The organism is Prescottella sp. R16 (assembly GCF_030656875.1).
Taxonomy (GTDB): Bacteria; Actinomycetota; Actinomycetes; order Mycobacteriales; family Mycobacteriaceae; genus Prescottella.
The window spans coordinates 2,029,582-2,048,924 of record NZ_CP130943.1; the positions used below are offsets into that span (position 1 = coordinate 2,029,582).

Here is a 19,343-nt window from a genome sequence, read left to right on the forward strand (position 1 = left end):
TCGGTGCCGGTCAGGGGGCCGACTCTCGGGGCCGGGGCTACAGACCGGCGGCCGCGCGGAGCTTCTCGGCGCGGTCGGTGCGCTCCCACGGCAGATCGACGTCGGTGCGGCCGAAGTGGCCGTACGCGGCGGTGGCCGCGTAGATCGGGCGCAGCAGATCCAGGTCGCGGATGATCGCACCCGGACGCAGATCGAACACCTCGCTGATCGCGTTCTGGATGGTGGCGACGTCGACCTTCTCGGTGCCGAACGCCTCGACGAACAGGCCGACCGGGGCGGCCTTGCCGATCGCGTACGCGACCTGCACCTCGATGCGGTCCGCCAGTCCGGCCGCGATCGCGTTCTTGGCGACCCAACGCATCGCGTACGCGGCGCTGCGGTCCACCTTCGACGGATCCTTGCCCGAGAACGCGCCGCCGCCGTGACGGGCCATGCCGCCGTACGTGTCGACGATGATCTTGCGGCCCGTCAGACCCGCGTCGCCCATCGGGCCACCGAGGACGAACTTGCCGGTCGGGTTGACCAGCAGGCGCACATCCGAGGTGTCCAGGTCGATGTCGAGCTCGGACAGCACGTGGCCGAGCACCTTCTCCCGCAGATCCGGGGTCAGCAGATTGTCCAGGTCGATGTCCGCGGCGTGCTGCGTGGAGATGACGACCGTGTCGAGGCGGACCGGGCGGTCGCCGTCGTACTCGATGGTGACCTGGGTCTTGCCGTCGGGACGCAGGTACGGCAGCACCCCGGTCTTGCGGACCTCGGTGAGCCGGCGCGACAACCGATGCGCGAGCGCGATCGGCAGCGGCATCAGCTCGGGCGTGTCGGTGCACGCGTACCCGAACATCAGGCCCTGGTCACCGGCACCCTGCCGATCGAGTTCGTCGTCGGTGACCCCGCCGACCCGCGCCTCGTGCGAGTGGTCGACGCCCTGCGCGATCTCCGGCGACTGCGCACCGATCGCGATGTTGACGCCACACGAGTTGCCGTCGAAACCCTTGGCCGACGAGTCGTAGCCGATCTCGAGGACCACGTCGCGCACGATCTTCGGGATGTCGACGTACGCGGAGGTCGTGACCTCGCCCGCGACGTGCACCTGTCCGGTCGTCACCAGGGTCTCGACCGCGACCCGGCTGCGCGGATCGGCCTCGAGCATCGCATCGAGAATGGAGTCACTGATGGCATCACAGATCTTGTCCGGGTGACCCTCGGTCACGGACTCACTGGTGAATAGCCGCTTGCCGGACGTGCTCACAGATCTCCCTCTCGACACTTACGCCATTACGTTTCTGCTTACTTCTATTGAATACCGCACACCACACCCGTGCCAGGAACGCGTCCCACGAAGTGACACGAGGATTCGTGTGCTACTTCGACACTGCAGGAAGCAGTCCGACGACCGCGTCGAGCACGCGACTCGCCATGAGCGACTTCGATCCCGGTTCGATGGCCGTCTCGGTGCCGTCGGCACCGAGAAGCCAGCCGTCGTTGTGGTCGACCTCGAACGCCTTGCCGTCACCGACCGCGTTGACCACGAGAAGATCGCAGCCCTTGCGCGCCAGTTTCGTGCGCGCATGGTCGAGAACACTTCCCGACGCATCCCCGGTCTCGGCCGCGAATCCGACGATCGCGGTGTCGGCCGCGAGGGTGCCGTCCCGTCGAGCCTGCACGAGACCGGCGAGAATGTCAGGGTTTTTGATCAACGGAATGGAGTCCGGTTCCCCGGCCCCCTTCTTGATCTTGTCGGTGGCGACGGTGGCGGGCCGGAAATCGGCGACGGCCGCCGACATGATCACCGCGTCCGCGCCGGCCGCATGCGTCGCGACGGCGTCGTGCATCTGCTGCGCCGTCCGCACGTGCACGACGGTCACCGCGGCCGGATCGGCCAGTTCGGCGGTCGCGCCGGCGATCAGGGTGACGTCGGCACCGCGCTGCGCCGCCAGCCGGGCGATCGCGTACCCCTGCTTGCCGGAACTGCGGTTACCGAGGTACCGGACCGGGTCGAGGGGTTCGCGGGTACCACCGGCCGAGACGACGACACGTCGGCCGACGAGATCCCGCGGCAACGCGGACGCACGCTCGAGCAGCAGCGACGCCAGACCGAAGATCTCCTCCGGTTCCGGCAGCCGTCCCGCCCCGGTGTCCTTGCCGGTGAGCCGGCCGGACGCGGGTTCGATCACGATGTTGCCGCGTTCCCGCAACGTCGCGACGTTCGACACCGTCGCGGGATGCTCCCACATCTCGGTGTGCATCGCGGGCGCGAACACGACGGGACATCGGGCCGTCAGCAGGGTCGCGGTGAGCAGGTCGTCGGCCCGCCCGGCCACCGCCCGGGCCATGAGGTCGGCGGTGGCGGGGGCGATGACCACGAGGTCGGCCTCCTGGCCGAGGCGCACGTGGGCGACCTCCGGGACGTCCTCGAACACCCCGGTGTCGACCGGGTTGCCGGACAGTGCCTCGAACGTGGCGCGGCCGACGAACCGGAGTGCGGCCTCGGTGGGGATCACCCGCACCCGGTGTCCGCTCTCGGTGAAGCTGCGGATCAGGGCACAGCTCTTGTAGGCGGCGATACCGCCGCCGACACCGACGACGATCCGCCGCGGTGTCCCGGGCTCCCGTTCGGACACGGGCGCGGTGGCGCTCACTCGCCTTCGGTGTGCTCGAGCAGATCGGCGTGGATCTCGCGCAGCGCGATCGACAGCGGCTTCTCCTGCAGACCCGGCTCGACGAGCGGGCCCACGTATTCGAGGATGCCGTCACCGAGCTGGTTGTAGTAGTCGTTGATCTGACGGGCTCGCTTGGCCGAGTAGATGACCAGCGCGTACTTCGACGAGGTGCGCTCGAGCAGCTCGTCGATCGGCGGGTTGGTGATGCCGAGCGGGGTGTCGTAGGCGGGCAGAGTGCCACGGACGTCGGACACGGCTGCTTCGGTGCTGCTCACTCGGTTACTCCTGAACTGGACTCGGAAGTCCCACATTGAATGCCGAAAAGGGGGACGACGCCGGTCACGGCTGACGTCCGACCAACAAGGATACCAACTCGTCGCACGCCCGTCCGACATCCTCGTTGACGATGACGGTGTCGAACTCGTCCTGTGCGGCCAACTCGACCTCGGCGGTCTGCAGCCGGCGTTCGACGACGTCGGCCGGTTCGGTTCCGCGGCCGGTCAGCCGGGACACCAGCACCTCCCAGCTGGGCGGCGCCATGAACGTGAGCACGGCCTCGGGCATCGCGGCCCGCACCGAGCGAGCGCCGACGAGGTCGACCTCGAGCAGGACCGGCTTGCCTTCGGCGAGGGCCCGGTGCACCGGACCGGCCGGGGTGCCGGACCGCTGCAGTCCGCCGTGGATGTCCGCCCACTCGAGCAGTTCACCGGCGTCGATCATGCGGTCGAACTCGGCGCGCGTCACGAAGTGGTAGTCCTGGCCGTCCACCTCGCCCGGTCGCGGATCACGCGTGGTCGCCGAGACGCTGAAGACCACCTCGGGCATGCGCTCACGCAGCAGCCGGACGACGCTGGACTTGCCGACGGCCGAGGGGCCGGCCAGTACTACCAGCCGACCCCTCCGCACTGCGTCGCCACTCACGGTCGTTCCCGCGGCGGCCGCACCGCCTGACACCTGTTGTGCGTCAGCAGTCACGTATTGCTCAGGCCTCGAAGTCGAAGCGAGCGAGCAGAGCCTTGCGCTGCCGATCGCCGAGGCCACGCAGGCGACGGGTCGGAGCGATCTCCAGCTCGGTCATGATCTCCTGTGCCTTGACCTTGCCGACCTTGGGCAGGGCTTCGAGCAGAGCCGACACCTTCATCTTGCCGAGGATCTCGTCCTCTTCGGCATCCTTCAGGACCTGCTTGAGGTCGGTGCCGCCGCGCTTGAGGCGCTCCTTGAGCTCAGCCCGGGCCTTGCGGGCGGCAGCCGCCTTCTCCAGAGCAGCAGCGCGCTGCTCGTCGGTCAACTGGGGAAGGGCCACGGTTCCTCCGTCTCGTCGTGTGCAATTCCAACATCACCCGGGTGGCCCGGGAGTGTCACATCCCCCGGATAACCAGGGGCGATAGCGACCGTACTCACGCAGGGCGACGATTGCTAACCCACCCCCGGCGTCGACGCCGGATTCGGGTGGGTTATGCGCACATTCGCAGGTGCGTTCGATTCCTGCCGTCGCCGCACCCCCGGACCCCGCACCTCGGCCGACCCCATAGGCCTGCAGAAGACATCACCGCAGGTAGAACTGCATTTATCGAGACTGTGACCGATTCGGCGCAGCACCGGAGCGTGGCATGGACCACAGTCTGCGACGCGGTACCGGCCCGATCCGAAAAAAATTCCCGAAATCTGTACTGCCGCACACATCCACGCCCCCCGGGAACGACGGAGGCCGGGTGTGGCGGCCTCACCCGACCTCTAGGCCTGCAGGAACGCGAACGAGTCCACGGACCGCGAGACGGCCTCCTGCAGTGCCGCAACAGACGGTCCTGCCCGCAGCACCTCCCGCGAGACGTTGGGCACGACGGCGTGGAGGCAGTCGCCCGCGAGCCGGCGCACATCGTCCGCGGTACCGCCCTGCGCCCCCACCCCCGGCATGAGGATCGGCCCGTGCAGGCCGCTCAGATCCGGGGCGTCGGCGAGGGTGGCCCCGACCACCACACCGACCGAGCCGAGCACCTCGGCGCCGGCGTTGCGGGCGGCGGCCTCGTCGACCATCGTCTGGGCGACGGACCGGCCGTCCGCCGTCACCGACCGCTGCACCTGCGCACCCTCCGGGTTGGAGGTCGCGGCGAGCACGAACAGGCCGCCGTGGTTGCGTTCGGCCAGCTCGAGCACCGGATTCAACGACCCGAACCCGAGATACGGAGACACCGTCACCGCGTCGGATGCGAGCGGCGACCCGGCACCGAGCCACGCGCGGGCATACGCGTTCATCGTGGAGCCGATGTCACCGCGCTTGGCGTCGGCGACGACCAGCGTGCCGGCCTCACGCAACACCTCGATGATGCGTTCGAGGACCGCGACACCACCCGACCCGTACGCCTCGAAGAACGCGACCTGCGGCTTGACGAGCGCGACCCGGCCCACGAACGCCTCGACGCACAGCTCACCGAACTTCTCGAGCCCGTCGACGTCGTCGGTGAGGCCCCAGGACTGCAACAGCTCGGGGTGCGGGTCGATGCCGACGCACAACGGACCGTGCCGGCGCATCGCCGCGGCCAGCCGCGCCCCGAACGTCGTGTCGGACGTCATTTCCGGTCGTCCCCCGCATCACGCAGCCCGGCGTGCAGTTCCTGCAGCGACTGGACGCCGATGTCGCCGCGCAGCGCCGCCTCGATGCCCTGGACGGCCGCGGACGCGCCCTGCACGGTGGTGATGCACGGAACGGACTTGCCGACCGCGGCAGCACGGATCTCGTAGCCGTCGACACGCGGACCGGAGTTGCCGTACGGCGTGTTGATCACCATGTCGACCTCACCGGCCTCGATCTGGTCGACGATGGTGCGCGCGCCCTCGGGCAGGTCCTCACCGGACTGCTTGTGCACCCGCTCGCACGTGATGCCGTTGCGGCGCAGCACGTCCGCGGTGCCGTCGGTGGCCAGGATCCGGAAACCCAGGTCGGCGAGCCGCTTGACCGGGAAGATCAGCGACCGCTTGTCCTTGTTGGCGACCGAGACGAACACGGCGCCGCTGGTGGGCAGCGACCCGTACGACGCGGTCTGGCTCTTCGCGAACGCGGTACCGAAGTCCGCATCGATGCCCATGACCTCGCCCGTGGACTTCATCTCCGGGCTCAGGAGCGTGTCGATGCGGGTGCCGTCGGCGCGACGGAACCGGTTGAACGGCAGGACCGCTTCCTTGACGGCGACGGGGGCGTCGACCGGCGTGGTGCCGCCGTCGCCCTCGGCCGGCAGGATGCCCGAGGCACGCAGATCGGCGATCGACTCGCCCATCATGACGCGGGCACAGGCCTTCGCGAGCTGCACGGCGGTGGCCTTCGAGACGAACGGCACCGTCCGCGACGCACGCGGGTTGGCCTCGAGGACGTACAGGATGTCGTCCTTGAGCGCGTACTGCACGTTGAGCAGTCCCTTGACGCCGATACCCTTCGCGAGCGCCTCGGTGGAGCGGCGCACGTTCTCGATATCGGTGCGGCCCAGCGTGATCGGGGGCAGGGCGCATGCCGAGTCGCCGGAGTGGATACCGGCCTCCTCGATGTGCTCCATGATGCCGCCGAGGTACACCTCGTCGCCGTCGCACAGGGCGTCGACGTCGATCTCCACCGCGTCCTCGAGGAAGCGGTCGACCAGCACCGGCCGGTCGTCGGAGATCTCGGTGGCACGGGAGATGTAGTTCTCCAGCGACTTCTCGTCGTACACGATCTCCATGCCGCGGCCGCCGAGGACATACGACGGGCGCACCAGCACCGGGTAGCCGATCCCGGACGCGATGTCGCGCGCCCCCTCGAACGTGGTGGCGGTGCCGAACTTCGGCGCGGGCAGGCCGGCCTCGGTGAGGACGCGACCGAACTCGCCACGATCCTCGGCCAGGTCGATGGCCTCGGGGCTGGTGCCCACGATCGGCACACCGGCCGCCTCGAGGCGCTTGGCCAGGCCGAGCGGGGTCTGGCCACCGAGCTGGACGATGACGCCGGCGACGGTGCCGGACAGGCTCTCGGCGCGGTACACCTCGAGGACGTCCTCGAACGTCAGCGGCTCGAAGTACAGGCGGTCGGCGGTGTCGTAGTCGGTCGACACGGTCTCGGGGTTGCAGTTGACCATGACGGTCTCGTAGCCGGCCTCGGACAGCGTCTGCGCGGCGTGCACACACGAGTAGTCGAACTCGATGCCCTGGCCGATCCGGTTCGGGCCCGAGCCGAGGATGAGGACCTTGGGGCGCTCGGTCTGCGGCGCGACCTCGGTCTCGGCGTCGGGATCGAGCTCGTACGTCGAGTAGTGGTACGGGGTCTTGGCCTCGAACTCGGCGGCGCACGTGTCGACGGTCTTGTAGACCGGGTGCACGTTCAGCTCGGTGCGCAGCGCACGCACCGCGTCCTCGGAGTCGAACTGCTGCGGGCGCAGCGCCGCGATCTGGCGGTCGGAGAAGCCGTGGTGCTTGGTGAACCGCAGTTCGGTCTCACCGAAGGTGTCGGCGGAGCGGACCGTGGCCCCCAGCTCGACGATCTGCTGCATCTGGTCGAGGAACCACGGATCGATCGCGGTCGCGTCGAACAGCTGCTCGACCGTCGCACCCAGCTCGAGGGCCTGGGCGATCTGGTACATGCGGCCGTCGGTCGGGACCTTGATCGCCTCGAGCAGCTCGTCCAAGGTGCCCTCGACCTCGGGCCCGGTCCAGTAGCCGGCCCGCTTGGTCTCCAGCGAGCGCATGACCTTGCCGAACGCCTCGGTGAAGTTGCGGCCGATCGACATGGCCTCACCGACGGACTTCATCGTGGTGGTCAGCGTGCCGTCGGCGCCGGGGAACTTCTCGAACGCGAAGCGCGGGGCCTTGACGACGACGTAGTCGAGCGTCGGCTCGAAGCAGGCCGGCGTCTCCTTGGTGATGTCGTTGACGATCTCGTCGAGGGTGTAGCCGATGGCCAGCTTGGCGGCCATCTTCGCGATCGGGTAGCCGGTGGCCTTCGAGGCCAGCGCCGACGACCGCGACACGCGCGGGTTCATCTCGATGACGACCAGACGGCCGTCGCGCGGATCCATCGCGAACTGGATGTTGCAGCCACCGGTGTCGACGCCGACCTCGCGCAGGATGTCGATCGAGAGATCGCGCATCTTCTGGTATTCGCGGTCGGTGAGGGTCATCGCCGGGGCGACGGTCACCGAGTCGCCGGTGTGCACACCGACCGGGTCGACGTTCTCGATCGAGCAGACGATCACGACGTTGTCGCGGCCGTCGCGCATCAGCTCGAGCTCGTACTCCTTCCACCCGAGGATGGACTCCTCGATCAGGACGTTCGCGGTGGGCGACGCGGCCAGGCCGCCGCCGGCGATGCGCTCGAGGTCGGCCTCGTCGTACGCCATGCCGGAGCCGAGGCCACCCATGGTGAACGACGGGCGCACGACCACCGGGTAGCCGAGTTCGGCAACGGTGGCCTTGACCTCGTCCATCGTGTAGCAGACCCGCGAGCGGGCGGACTCGCCACCACACTTCTCGACGATGTCCTTGAACTTCTGGCGGTCCTCACCGCGCTGGATCGCGTCGAAGTCGGCGCCGATCAGTTCGACGTCGTACTTCTCCAGGATGCCCTGCTCGTGCAGTGCGACCGCGGTGTTCAGGGCCGTCTGTCCGCCGAGCGTCGCCAGCACGGCATCGATCGGCGTGCCCTTGGCCTTCTCACGGGCGATGACCTTCTCGACGAAGTCGGCGGTGATCGGCTCGACGTAGGTGGAGTCGGCGAACTCGGGGTCCGTCATGATCGTGGCCGGGTTGGAGTTGACCAGCGACACCCGCAGTCCCTCCTCGCGGAGGACGCGGCACGCCTGCGTGCCCGAGTAGTCGAACTCGCAGGCCTGGCCGATGACGATCGGGCCGGACCCGATCACCAGGATGTGGGAGAGATCGGTACGACGTGGCATTAGTTCTTGTCTCCCTCGAGCAGGCTGGCGAAACGGTCGAACAGGTAGGACGCGTCGTGCGGGCCGGACGCGGCCTCGGGGTGGTACTGCACGGAGAACGCGCGGTCGTCGAGCAGGCGCACACCCTCGACGGCGCCGTCGTTGGCGCAGGTGTGGCTGATGACGGCGCGGCCGAACGGGGTGTCGAACTCCTGGCCGGCCTCCCCTTCCAGGGCGAAGCCGTGGTTCTGGGCGGTGATCGCGATACGCCCGGTGGCGTGCTCGACGACGGGGATGTTGATGCCCCGGTGCCCGAACTTCATCTTGTAGGTGTTCAGTCCCAGCGCGCGGCCGAGGATCTGGTTGCCGAAGCAGATGCCGAACAACGGGATGCCCTGGCCGAGGATCTCCTTGGTCAGGTGGACCGTGTCGTCCGCGGTCGCCGGGTCACCGGGGCCGTTGGACAGGAAGACACCGTCGGCCTTCAGGTCGAGCAGGTCGTGCAGCGTCGTCTTCGCCGGCAGCACGTGCACCCGCATACCGCGCTCGGCGAACATCTGCGGGGTGCTCGACTTGATACCCAGGTCGATCGCGGCGACGGTGTAGCGGACCTCGCCCTTCGGCTCGATGATGTAGCCGCCGGGCGTGGTGACCTCGGCGGTGAGGTTCAGGCCGAGCATCGACGGCTGGCCCTTGACCCGCTCGAGCAGGACGTCGACGTCGGCCAGCGCGTCACCGGAGAAGATGCCGGCGCGCATCGAGCCGCGGGTGCGCAGGTGGCGGACCAGCGCACGGGTGTCGATGCCGGCGATACCGACGACGCCCTGCCGGACCAGTTCGTCCTGCAGCGAGCCGGTCGCCCGCCAGTTGGAGGTCACGCGGGAGGGGTCGCGGACCACGTAGCCGGCCACCCAGATCCGGGACCCGGCGGGGTCGCCGTCCCGCCCGACCGACTCGTTGTCCTCGTCGTTCCAGCCGGTGTTGCCGATCTGAGGTGCCGTCGACACCACGATCTGCCGGTGGTAGCTGGGGTCGGTGAGGGTCTCCTGGTAGCCGGTCATGCCGGTGCTGAAGACCGCTTCCCCGAGGGTCTGTCCCACCGCACCGAAGCTGGTGCCGCGGAAGACCCGGCCGTCCTCGAGAACCAGGACCGCCATATTGCTGTCAAAGGCGCTCATGCGTCTTCTCCGTTCTGCTCGACCTCACCAGAGCCCGCCGCATTCGCTGAATCGTCACTGCTTGTCTCACGTACCCATACCGGGTACATCGTCTTGTCGTCGCCACGGAATCCCGTGTCGATCTCGGTGCCGGTGGGCAACTCCCACCGGATCACCAGGACCCCGTCCTTCGTCATCACCTTCCCGGCGAGCCCCCGCTCGGTCCGGATCGCCCGGATCGATTCGTTCGGGATCCAGATCGCCGACGCGCCGTCGCGTTCGAGGAGGATGCCGCGGGTCCACCGGCTCAGTTCACCGGTGGCCCGGAAACCGATGTCGCCCACCGCGATCCGGTCCTGCCAGCTCGGGGCCATCGTGCTGCCCACGTACAGGCCGGTGCTCGGCGCGATCAGCTGCTCACCCAGGTCGGTCGGAACCGCGGCAGTTTCCCGATCCGATCGGACTGGCGGGCCGCCCGACCCTTCCAACCGCGGTACATCAGGAACACCAGCAGCACCCACACCGCGATGCAGCCGACCACCCACAGGAGTCGTGCCATCGTCAACGCACCTCTTCCCGTGTCCGCACCACACCGTCACGAGCCGTGATCCGCCCCCGCAGCACGGTGGTCGTGACCTTCGCGGGCAACGTCATCGCCTCGTACGGCGTGTTGTTCGCCACCGACGCCAGAGCCGGGCCGTGTACCGTCCACTCGGCGTCCGGGTCGATCAGCACCAGGTTCGCCGGCTCCCCCACCGCGATCGGACGGCCCTGGTCGTCGAGACCGGTGATCTCGGCGGGCCGCTCGCTCATGACGCGGGCGACGCCGCGCCAGTCCAGCAGGCCGGGACGCACCATCGTCTCCACCACGATCGACAGCGCCGTCTCGAGGCCGAGCATGCCCGGACGGGCCTGCGCGAACTCGCAGCACTTGTCCTGCTCCGCATGCGGGGCGTGATCGGTGGCGACACAGTCGATGATGCCCTCGGCCAGACCGCGGCGCAGCGCAGCGACGTCCGACGCCTCCCGCAGCGGCGGGTTGACCTTGTTGACGGCGTCGTACGTCTCGAGACGGGAGTCGTCGAGCAGCAGGTGGTGCGGGGTGACCTCCGCGGTGATCGCAATGCCCTGACTGCGGGCCCACTTCACGAGTTCCACGGATCCGGCCGTCGATGCGTGGCAGATGTGGACGCGGGCACCGGCGTCGCGGGCGAGCAGCGCGTCCCGCGCCACGATCGACTCCTCCGCGGCGCGCGGCCAGCCGGCCAGACCCAGCCGGGCCGCGGTGGGACCCTCGTGCGCGACCGCACCGGCGGTGAGCCGCGGCTCCTCCGCATGCTGCGCGATCAGCACACCCAGCGACGCCGAGTACTCCAGCGCCCGGCGCATGATCAGCGGGTCGTACACGCAGTGGCCGTCGTCGGAGAACACCTTGACCTTGCCGACACCGGCGGCCATCGTCGCCATCTCGGCGAGCTGCTTGCCCTCGAGCCCGACGGTGACGGCACCGACCGGGTGCACATCGACCAGGCCGACCTCCTGGCCGCGGCGCCACACGTGGTCGGTGATCACCGCGGTGTCGGCGACCGGGCTGGTGTTCGCCATCGCGAACACCGCGGTGTACCCGCCGAGTGCTGCCGCCGCCGACCCGGTGTCGATGGTCTCGGTGTCCTCGCGGCCGGGCTCACGCAGATGCGTGTGCATGTCCACGAAACCGGGCAGCAGGATCTGGCCCGCGCCGTCGATCACCTCGACGGCACCGGCGGCCGCCAGCCCCGGGCCGATCTCGAGGATCTGCCCGTCCCCGATCAGCACGTCGGTCGGCTCGCCCTCCCCGTACACCAGAACGTTCTCGATCAACACGTTCCCGCTCGCGGACATGTGCGGCGCCACCTTCTTCTCGTTACTCGTCGTAGTCGTGTTCGTTGTCGCTGTCGCGTCCCGATCGCTCACGCGACCTCATCCGTTCCCACCAGCAACCGGAACAGGACCGCCATCCGCACGTGGACACCGTTCGTGACCTGCTGCAGGACAGCCGTTTCGGTGAATCCGCACGTGGACCGAAAACGGCTGTCCTGCAGCAGGTCACGAACGGTGTCCACGTGCGGATGGCGGTCCTGTTCCGGTTGCTGGTGGGAACGGATGAGGTCGCGTGAGCGATCGGGACGCGACAGCGACAACGAACACGACTACGACGAGTAACGAGAAGAAGGTGGCGCCGCACATGTCCGCGAGCGGGAACGTGTTGATCGAGAACGTTCTGGTGTACGGGGAGGGCGAGCCGACCGACGTGCTGATCGGGGACGGGCGGGCAGATCCTCGAGATCGGCCCGGGGCTGGCGGCCGCCGGTGCCGTCGAGGTGATCGACGGCGCGGGCCAGATCCTGCTGCCCGGTTTCGTGGACATGCACACGCATCTGCGTGAGCCCGGCCGCGAGGACACCGAGACCATCGACACCGGGTCGGCGGCGGCAGCACTCGGCGGGTACACCGCGGTGTTCGCGATGGCGAACACCAGCCCGGTCGCCGACACCGCGGTGATCACCGACCACGTGTGGCGCCGCGGCCAGGAGGTCGGCCTGGTCGATGTGCACCCGGTCGGTGCCGTCACCGTCGGGCTCGAGGGCAAGCAGCTCGCCGAGATGGCGACGATGGCCGCCGGTGTCGGCAAGGTCAAGGTGTTCTCCGACGACGGCCACTGCGTGTACGACCCGCTGATCATGCGCCGGGCGCTGGAGTACTCGGCGTCGCTGGGTGTGCTGATCGCGCAGCATGCGGAGGAGCCGCGGCTCACCGCCGGTGCGGTCGCGCACGAGGGTCCCACCGCGGCCCGGCTGGGTCTGGCCGGCTGGCCGCGCGCCGCGGAGGAGTCGATCGTGGCGCGGGACGCGCTGCTCGCCCGCGACGCCGGTGCCCGCGTCCACATCTGCCACGCATCGACGGCCGGATCCGTGGAACTCGTGAAGTGGGCCCGCAGTCAGGGCATTGCGATCACCGCGGAGGTCACCCCGCACCACCTGCTGCTCGACGACTCCCGTCTCGAGACGTACGACGCCGTCAACAAGGTCAACCCGCCGCTGCGGGAGGCGTCGGACGTCGCTGCGCTGCGCCGCGGTCTGGCCGAGGGCATCATCGACTGTGTCGCCACCGATCACGCCCCGCATGCGGAGCAGGACAAGTGCTGCGAGTTCGCGCAGGCCCGTCCGGGCATGCTCGGCCTCGAGACGGCGCTGTCGATCGTGGTGGAGACGATGGTGCGTCCCGGCCTGCTGGACTGGCGCGGCGTCGCCCGCGTCATGAGCGAGCGGCCCGCCGAGATCACCGGTCTCGACGACCAGGGCCGTCCGATCGCGGTGGGGGAGCCGGCGAACCTGGTGCTGATCGACCCGGACGCCGAGTGGACGGTACACGGCCCGGCTCTGGCGTCGGTGGCGAACAACACGCCGTACGAGGCGATGACGTTGCCCGCGAAGGTCACGACCACCGTGCTGCGGGGGCGGATCACGGCTCGTGACGGTGTGGTGCGGACACGGGAAGAGGTGCGTTGACGATGGCACGACTCCTGTGGGTGGTCGGCTGCATCGCGGTGTGGGTGCTGCTGGTGTTCCTGATGTACCGCGGTTGGAAGGGTCGGGCGGCCCGCCAGTCCGATCGGATCGGGAAACTGCCCGCGGTTCCGACCGACCTGGGTGAGCAGCTGATCGCGCCGAGCACCGGCCTGTACGTGGGCAGCACGATGGCCCCGAGCTGGCAGGACCGGATCGCGGTGGGCGACATCGGTTTCCGGGCCACCGGTGAACTGAGCCGGTGGACCCGCGGCATCCTCCTCGAACGCGACGGCGCGTCGGCGATCTGGATCCCGAACGAATCGATCCGGGCGATCCGGACCGAGCGGGGGCTCGCCGGGAAGGTGATGACGAAGGACGGGGTCCTGGTGATCCGGTGGGAGTTGCCCACCGGCACCGAGATCGACACGGGATTCCGTGGCGACGACAAGACGATGTACCCGGTATGGGTACGTGAGACAAGCAGTGACGATTCAGCGAATGCGGCGGGCTCTGGTGAGGTCGAGCAGAACGGAGAAGACGCATGAGCGCCTTTGACAGCAATATGGCGGTCCTGGTTCTCGAGGACGGCCGGGTCTTCCGCGGCACCAGCTTCGGTGCGGTGGGACAGACCCTCGGGGAAGCGGTCTTCAGCACCGGCATGACCGGCTACCAGGAGACCCTCACCGACCCCAGCTACCACCGGCAGATCGTGGTGTCGACGGCACCTCAGATCGGCAACACCGGCTGGAACGACGAGGACAACGAGTCGGTCGGGCGGGACGGCGACCCCGCCGGGTCCCGGATCTGGGTGGCCGGCTACGTGGTCCGCGACCCCTCCCGCGTGACCTCCAACTGGCGGGCGACCGGCTCGCTGCAGGACGAACTGGTCCGGCAGGGCGTCGTCGGTATCGCCGGCATCGACACCCGTGCGCTGGTCCGCCACCTGCGCACCCGCGGCTCGATGCGCGCCGGCATCTTCTCCGGTGACGCGCTGGCCGACGTCGACGTCCTGCTCGAGCGGGTCAAGGGCCAGCCGTCGATGCTCGGCCTGAACCTCACCGCCGAGGTCACCACGCCCGGCGGCTACATCATCGAGCCGAAGGGCGAGGTCCGCTACACCGTCGCCGCGATCGACCTGGGTATCAAGTCGAGCACCCCGCAGATGTTCGCCGAGCGCGGTATGCGGGTGCACGTGCTGCCGGCGAAGACGACGCTGCACGACCTGCTCGACCTGAAGGCCGACGGTGTCTTCCTGTCCAACGGCCCCGGTGACCCGGCGACCGCGGACGACACGGTCCACCTGACCAAGGAGATCCTCGGCCAGGGCATCCCGTTGTTCGGCATCTGCTTCGGCAACCAGATCCTCGGCCGCGCGCTGGGACTGAACACCTACAAGATGAAGTTCGGGCACCGGGGCATCAACATCCCCGTCGTCGAGCACGCCACCGGGCGTATCGCGATCACCGCCCAGAACCACGGCTTCGCCCTGGAAGGGGAGGCCGGCCAGGAGTTCGACACCCCGTTCGGCCGCGCCGTCATCAGCCACACCTGCGCCAACGACGGCGCCGTCGAGGGTGTGCGCCTGCTCGACGACCGCGCGTTCTCCGTGCAGTACCACCCCGAGGCCGCGTCCGGCCCGCACGACGCGTCCTACCTGTTCGACCGTTTCGCCAGCCTGCTCGAGGGAGACAAGAACTAATGCCACGTCGTACCGATCTCTCCCACATCCTGGTGATCGGGTCCGGCCCGATCGTCATCGGCCAGGCCTGCGAGTTCGACTACTCGGGCACGCAGGCGTGCCGCGTCCTCCGCGAGGAGGGACTGCGGGTGTCGCTGGTCAACTCCAACCCGGCCACGATCATGACGGACCCCGAGTTCGCCGACTCCACCTACGTCGAGCCGATCACCGCCGACTTCGTCGAGAAGGTCATCGCCCGTGAGAAGGCCAAGGGCACGCCGATCGATGCCGTGCTGGCGACGCTCGGCGGACAGACGGCCCTGAACACCGCGGTCGCACTGCACGAGCAGGGCATCCTGGAGAAGTACGACGTCGAACTGATCGGCGCCGACTTCGACGCGATCCAGCGCGGTGAGGACCGCCAGAAGTTCAAGGACATCGTCGAGAAGTGTGGTGGCGAGTCCGCCCGCTCGCGGGTCTGCTACACGATGGACGAGGTCAAGGCCACCGTTGCCGAACTCGGCTACCCGGTGGTCGTGCGCCCGTCGTTCACCATGGGTGGCCTCGGCTCCGGCATGGCGTACGACGAGGCCGACCTCGAGCGCATCGCCGGCGGCGGCCTGGCCGCGTCGCCCACCGCGAACGTCCTGATCGAGGAGTCCATCCTCGGGTGGAAGGAGTACGAGCTCGAGCTGATGCGCGACGGCCGCGACAACGTCGTGATCGTCTGCTCGATCGAGAACGTCGACCCGGTCGGTGTGCACACCGGCGACTCGGTGACCGTCGCCCCGGCGATGACCCTCACCGACCGCGAATACCAGAAGATGCGCGATCTCTCGATCGACATCCTGCGCGAGGTCGGCGTCGACACCGGTGGCTGCAACATCCAGTTCGCGATGGATCCGCGCGACGGCCGTCTGGTCGTCATCGAGATGAACCCGCGCGTGTCGCGGTCGTCGGCGCTGGCCTCGAAGGCCACCGGCTACCCGATCGCGAAGATGGCCGCCAAGCTGGCCATCGGCTACACCCTCGACGAGATCGTCAACGACATCACCAAGGAGACGCCGGCCTGCTTCGAGCCGACGCTCGACTACGTCGTCGTCAAGGCCCCGCGCTTCGCGTTCGAGAAGTTCCCCGGCGCCGACGGCACGCTGACCACCACGATGAAGTCCGTCGGTGAGGCCATGTCGATCGGCCGCAACTTCACCGAGGCGTTCGGCAAGGTCATGCGCTCGCTGGAGACCAAGCGGGCCGGCTACTGGACCGGGCCCGAGGTCGAGGGCACCTTGGACGAGCTGCTCGAGGCGATCAAGGTCCCGACCGACGGCCGCATGTACCAGATCGCCCAGGCCCTCGAGCTGGGTGCGACGGTCGAGCAGCTGTTCGACGCGACCGCGATCGATCCGTGGTTCCTCGACCAGATGCAGCAGATCGTCGAGCTGGGGGCCACGGTCCGCTCCGCCGACACCTTCGGTGAGACCGAACTGCGGTTCACCAAGCACCACGGCTTCTCCGACCGCCAGATCGCGGCGCTGCGCCCGCAGCAGTTCGACTCCGAGGACGCGGTGCGTGCGCTGCGCACCGAGCTGAACGTGCACCCGGTCTACAAGACCGTCGACACGTGCGCCGCCGAGTTCGAGGCCAAGACCCCGTACCACTACTCGACGTACGAGCTCGATCCCGACGCCGAGACCGAGGTCGCGCCGCAGACCGAGCGCCCCAAGGTCCTCATCCTCGGCTCGGGCCCGAACCGGATCGGCCAGGGCATCGAGTTCGACTACTCGTGTGTGCACGCCGCGCAGACGCTGTCCGAGGCCGGCTACGAGACCGTCATGGTCAACTGCAACCCCGAGACCGTGTCGACCGACTACGACACCGCCGACCGCCTGTACTTCGAGCCGCTGACGTTCGAGGACGTCCTCGAGGTGTACCGCGCCGAGAGCCTGTCCGGCACCGTCGCCGGCGTCATCGTCCAGCTCGGTGGCCAGACCCCGCTCGGCCTGGCCAAGCGCCTCGAGGCGGCCGGTGTGCCGATCGTGGGCACCAGCCCCGAGGCCATCGACCTGGCCGAGGATCGTGGCGAGTTCGGTCGCGTCCTCACCGAGGCCGGCCTGCCCGCGCCGAAGTTCGGCACCGCCACCACGTTCGAGGGGGCGCGCGACATCGCGTCCGGGATCGGCTACCCGGTGCTGGTGCGCCCGTCGTATGTCCTCGGCGGCCGCGGCATGGAGATCGTGTACGACGAGAAGTCGCTGGAGAACTACATCTCCCGTGCCACCGAGATCTCCGACGACCGGCCGGTGCTGGTCGACCGCTTCCTCGAGGACGCGGTGGAGATCGACGTCGACGCCCTGTGCGACGGCGACGAGGTGTACCTCGGCGGCATCATGGAGCACATCGAGGAGGCCGGTATCCACTCCGGCGACTCGGCATGCGCCCTGCCCCCGATCACGCTGGGCCGCACCGATATCGAGAACGTGCGCCGCTCCACCGAGGCGCTCGCGAAGGGTATCGGCGTCAAGGGACTGCTCAACGTGCAGTACGCGCTCAAGGACGACATCCTGTACGTCCTCGAGGCCAACCCGCGTGCGTCGCGGACGGTGCCGTTCGTCTCGAAGGCCACCGCCGTGCAGCTCGCGAAGGCCTGTGCCCGCGTCATGATGGGCGAGTCGATCGCCGATCTGCGTGCCTCGGGCATCCTGCCGGCCGAGGGCGACGGCGGCACCACGCCGGTCGACGCCCCCGTCGCCGTCAAGGAAGCGGTCCTGCCGTTCAACCGGTTCCGTCGCGCCGACGGCACCCGCATCGACACGCTCCTGAGCCCGGAGATGAAGTCCACGGGCGAGGTCATGGGCATCGATGCGGACTTCGGTACCGCGTTCGCGAAGAGCCAGACCGCGTCGTACGGGTCGCTGCCCACCAGCGGCGCCGTGTTCGTCTCGGTCGCCAACAAGGACAAGCGGTCGCTGATCTTCCCGGTCAAGCGGCTCGCCGACCTGGGTTTCCGGATCCTGGCCACCGACGGCACCGCGGACGTGCTGCGCCGCAACGGCATCACGTGCGAGCGGGTGCACAAGCAGTCCGGTGAGGACCTGCCCGAGGGCGCGCGCACCATCGTCGACCAGATCGAGGCCGGTGAGGTCGACATGGTGATCAACACGCCGTACGGCAACTCCGGTCCGCGTGTCGACGGCTACGAGATCCGTGCTGCCGCGGTCGGCAAGTCCGTTCCGTGCATCACCACCGTGCAGGGCGCGTCCGCGGCCGTCCAGGGCATCGAGGCGGCGCTGCGCGGCGACATCGGCGTCCAGTCGCTGCAGGAACTGCACGCCGGGCTGCGTGATGCGGGGGACGACCGGAAATGACGTCCGACACGACGTTCGGGGCGCGGCTGGCCGCGGCGATGCGCCGGCACGGTCCGTTGTGCGTCGGCATCGACCCGCACCCCGAGCTGTTGCAGTCCTGGGGCCTCACCGACGACGTCGACGGGCTCGAGAAGTTCGGTGAGCTGTGCGTCGAGGCGTTCGTGGGCCGGGTCGCGCTCGTCAAGCCGCAGGTCGCGTTCTTCGAGGCGTACGGGTCGGGTGGTGTCGCGGTCCTCGAACGCATCATCGAGGTGTTGCGTGAGGCCGGCACGCTGGTCGTCGCCGACGCCAAGCGCGGTGACATCGGCTCCACGATGAACGCGTATGCCCGCGCGTGGCTCGGTGCCGGGTCGCCGCTCGCATCCGACGCGGTGACGGTGTCTCCGTATCTCGGGTTCGGGTCGTTGAATCCGGTGCTCGAGCTGGCCGAACGCAACCACGGCGGCCTGTTCGTGCTCGCCGCGACCTCCAACCCGGAGGGTGCGCAGGTGCAGCGGTCGGTGACGGCGGACGGCCGGTCCGTCGCCCAGACGATGGTCGACGAGGCCGCCGCCCGCAACGCCGGCGCCGAGGTGCTCGGCTCGGTCGGTGTGGTGGTCGGGGCCACCCTCGCCGACGCCCCGGATCTGAGCGGCCTGCACGGGCCGATCCTCATGCCGGGGGTGGGGGCGCAGGGCGGTACCGCGGACGATGTGCGCCGGCTCGCGGGCGACTGCCTCCACGCCGTCGTGCCCAACGTCTCGCGGGAGGTGCTGCGGGCAGGACCGTCTGTTGCGGCACTGCAGGAGGCCGTCTCGCGGTCCGTGGACTCGTTCGCGTTCCTGCAGGCCTAGAGGTCGGGTGAGGCCGCCACACCCGGCCTCCGTCGTTCCCGGGGGGCGTGGATGTGTGCGGCAGTACAGATTTCGGGAATTTTTTTCGGATCGGGCCGGTACCGCGTCGCAGACTGTGGTCCATGCCACGCTCCGGTGCTGCGCCGAATCGGTCACAGTCTCGATAAATGCAGTTCTACCTGCGGTGATGTCTTCTGCAGGCCTATGGGGT

14 protein-coding genes and 3 pseudogenes are annotated in these 19,343 nt (G+C 68.9%); 6 read left to right on the forward strand and 11 right to left on the reverse strand.

Going from position 1 to position 19,343, the window contains the following annotated elements:
* Window positions 1-37: 37 nt before the first annotated feature.
* The 11 genes and pseudogenes from metK to Q5696_RS09655 all read right to left on the reverse strand — a co-directional run bounded on the left by metK (window position 38) and on the right by Q5696_RS09655 (window position 11,810).
* Window positions 38-1,249 (reverse strand): methionine adenosyltransferase, encoded by a 1,212-nt coding sequence (gene metK, locus Q5696_RS09605; protein WP_305094921.1) that lies wholly within the window; start codon window positions 1,247-1,249, stop codon window positions 38-40.
* A 112-nt stretch (window positions 1,250-1,361) separates the two neighbouring features.
* Complete coding sequence (coaBC, locus tag Q5696_RS09610) at window positions 1,362-2,639, reverse strand: bifunctional phosphopantothenoylcysteine decarboxylase/phosphopantothenate--cysteine ligase CoaBC (protein WP_305094919.1); 1,278 nt, start codon at window positions 2,637-2,639, stop codon at window positions 1,362-1,364.
* Window positions 2,636-2,914, reverse strand: coding sequence for a DNA-directed RNA polymerase subunit omega (gene rpoZ / locus Q5696_RS09615; RefSeq protein ID WP_305095213.1), 279 nt, complete (start codon window positions 2,912-2,914; stop codon window positions 2,636-2,638). The genes coaBC and rpoZ overlap by 4 nt, the downstream gene beginning before the upstream one ends.
* An 85-nt stretch (window positions 2,915-2,999) precedes the next feature.
* A complete protein-coding gene (gene gmk / locus Q5696_RS09620) occupies window positions 3,000-3,581 on the reverse strand; it encodes a guanylate kinase (protein ID WP_305094918.1) in 582 nt (193 codons plus the stop codon).
* 61 nt (window positions 3,582-3,642) lie between these two features.
* A complete protein-coding gene (gene mihF, locus Q5696_RS09625; protein ID WP_007535578.1) occupies window positions 3,643-3,963 on the reverse strand; it encodes an integration host factor, actinobacterial type in 321 nt (106 codons plus the stop codon).
* A 431-nt stretch (window positions 3,964-4,394) separates the two neighbouring features.
* On the reverse strand, window positions 4,395-5,231 hold the full coding sequence (gene pyrF / locus Q5696_RS09630) for an orotidine-5'-phosphate decarboxylase (RefSeq protein WP_305094917.1): 837 nt from the start codon (window positions 5,229-5,231) through the stop codon (window positions 4,395-4,397).
* Window positions 5,228-8,572 (reverse strand): carbamoyl-phosphate synthase large subunit, encoded by a 3,345-nt coding sequence (gene carB, locus Q5696_RS09635; RefSeq protein WP_305094916.1) that lies wholly within the window; start codon window positions 8,570-8,572, stop codon window positions 5,228-5,230. Before carB (Q5696_RS09635) ends, pyrF (Q5696_RS09630) begins: the two co-directional genes overlap by 4 nt.
* Complete coding sequence (gene carA, locus Q5696_RS09640) at window positions 8,572-9,729, reverse strand: glutamine-hydrolyzing carbamoyl-phosphate synthase small subunit (protein ID WP_305094915.1); 1,158 nt, start codon at window positions 9,727-9,729, stop codon at window positions 8,572-8,574. The genes carB (Q5696_RS09635) and carA (Q5696_RS09640) overlap by 1 nt, the downstream gene beginning before the upstream one ends.
* Window positions 9,726-10,267, reverse strand: a pseudogene (locus Q5696_RS09645) (PH-like domain-containing protein). Before Q5696_RS09645 ends, carA (Q5696_RS09640) begins: the two are co-directional and overlap by 4 nt.
* Window positions 10,268-10,269: 2 nt before the next feature.
* Window positions 10,270-11,589 (reverse strand): dihydroorotase, encoded by a 1,320-nt coding sequence (locus Q5696_RS09650; protein ID WP_305094913.1) that lies wholly within the window; start codon window positions 11,587-11,589, stop codon window positions 10,270-10,272.
* A gap of 68 nt (window positions 11,590-11,657) precedes the next feature.
* On the reverse strand, window positions 11,658-11,810 hold the full coding sequence (locus Q5696_RS09655) for a hypothetical protein (protein ID WP_305095415.1): 153 nt from the start codon (window positions 11,808-11,810) through the stop codon (window positions 11,658-11,660).
* Here Q5696_RS09655 and Q5696_RS21450 point away from each other — a divergent pair.
* The 6 genes and pseudogenes from Q5696_RS21450 to pyrF (Q5696_RS09680) form a co-directional block, all read left to right on the forward strand.
* A pseudogene (locus Q5696_RS21450) lies at window positions 11,760-11,864 on the forward strand (aspartate carbamoyltransferase); the annotation flags it as partial. The gene Q5696_RS09655 and the pseudogene Q5696_RS21450 overlap by 51 nt on opposite strands.
* 68 nt (window positions 11,865-11,932) lie before the next feature.
* Window positions 11,933-13,256 (forward strand): annotated as a pseudogene (locus tag Q5696_RS09660) (dihydroorotase).
* 2 nt (window positions 13,257-13,258) lie between these two features.
* On the forward strand, window positions 13,259-13,801 hold the full coding sequence (locus tag Q5696_RS09665; RefSeq protein WP_305094914.1) for a PH-like domain-containing protein: 543 nt from the start codon (window positions 13,259-13,261) through the stop codon (window positions 13,799-13,801).
* On the forward strand, window positions 13,798-14,955 hold the full coding sequence (gene carA / locus Q5696_RS09670) for a glutamine-hydrolyzing carbamoyl-phosphate synthase small subunit (RefSeq protein ID WP_305094915.1): 1,158 nt from the start codon (window positions 13,798-13,800) through the stop codon (window positions 14,953-14,955). The genes Q5696_RS09665 and carA (Q5696_RS09670) overlap by 4 nt, the downstream gene beginning before the upstream one ends.
* The gene (gene carB, locus Q5696_RS09675) at window positions 14,955-18,299 is read left to right on the forward strand and encodes a carbamoyl-phosphate synthase large subunit (protein ID WP_305094916.1); all 3,345 of its coding nucleotides are present in this window, start codon (window positions 14,955-14,957) and stop codon (window positions 18,297-18,299) included. Before carA (Q5696_RS09670) ends, carB (Q5696_RS09675) begins: the two co-directional genes overlap by 1 nt.
* Window positions 18,296-19,132, forward strand: coding sequence for an orotidine-5'-phosphate decarboxylase (gene pyrF, locus Q5696_RS09680; protein WP_305094917.1), 837 nt, complete (start codon window positions 18,296-18,298; stop codon window positions 19,130-19,132). The genes carB (Q5696_RS09675) and pyrF (Q5696_RS09680) overlap by 4 nt, the downstream gene beginning before the upstream one ends.
* Window positions 19,133-19,343: the final 211 nt, after the last annotated feature.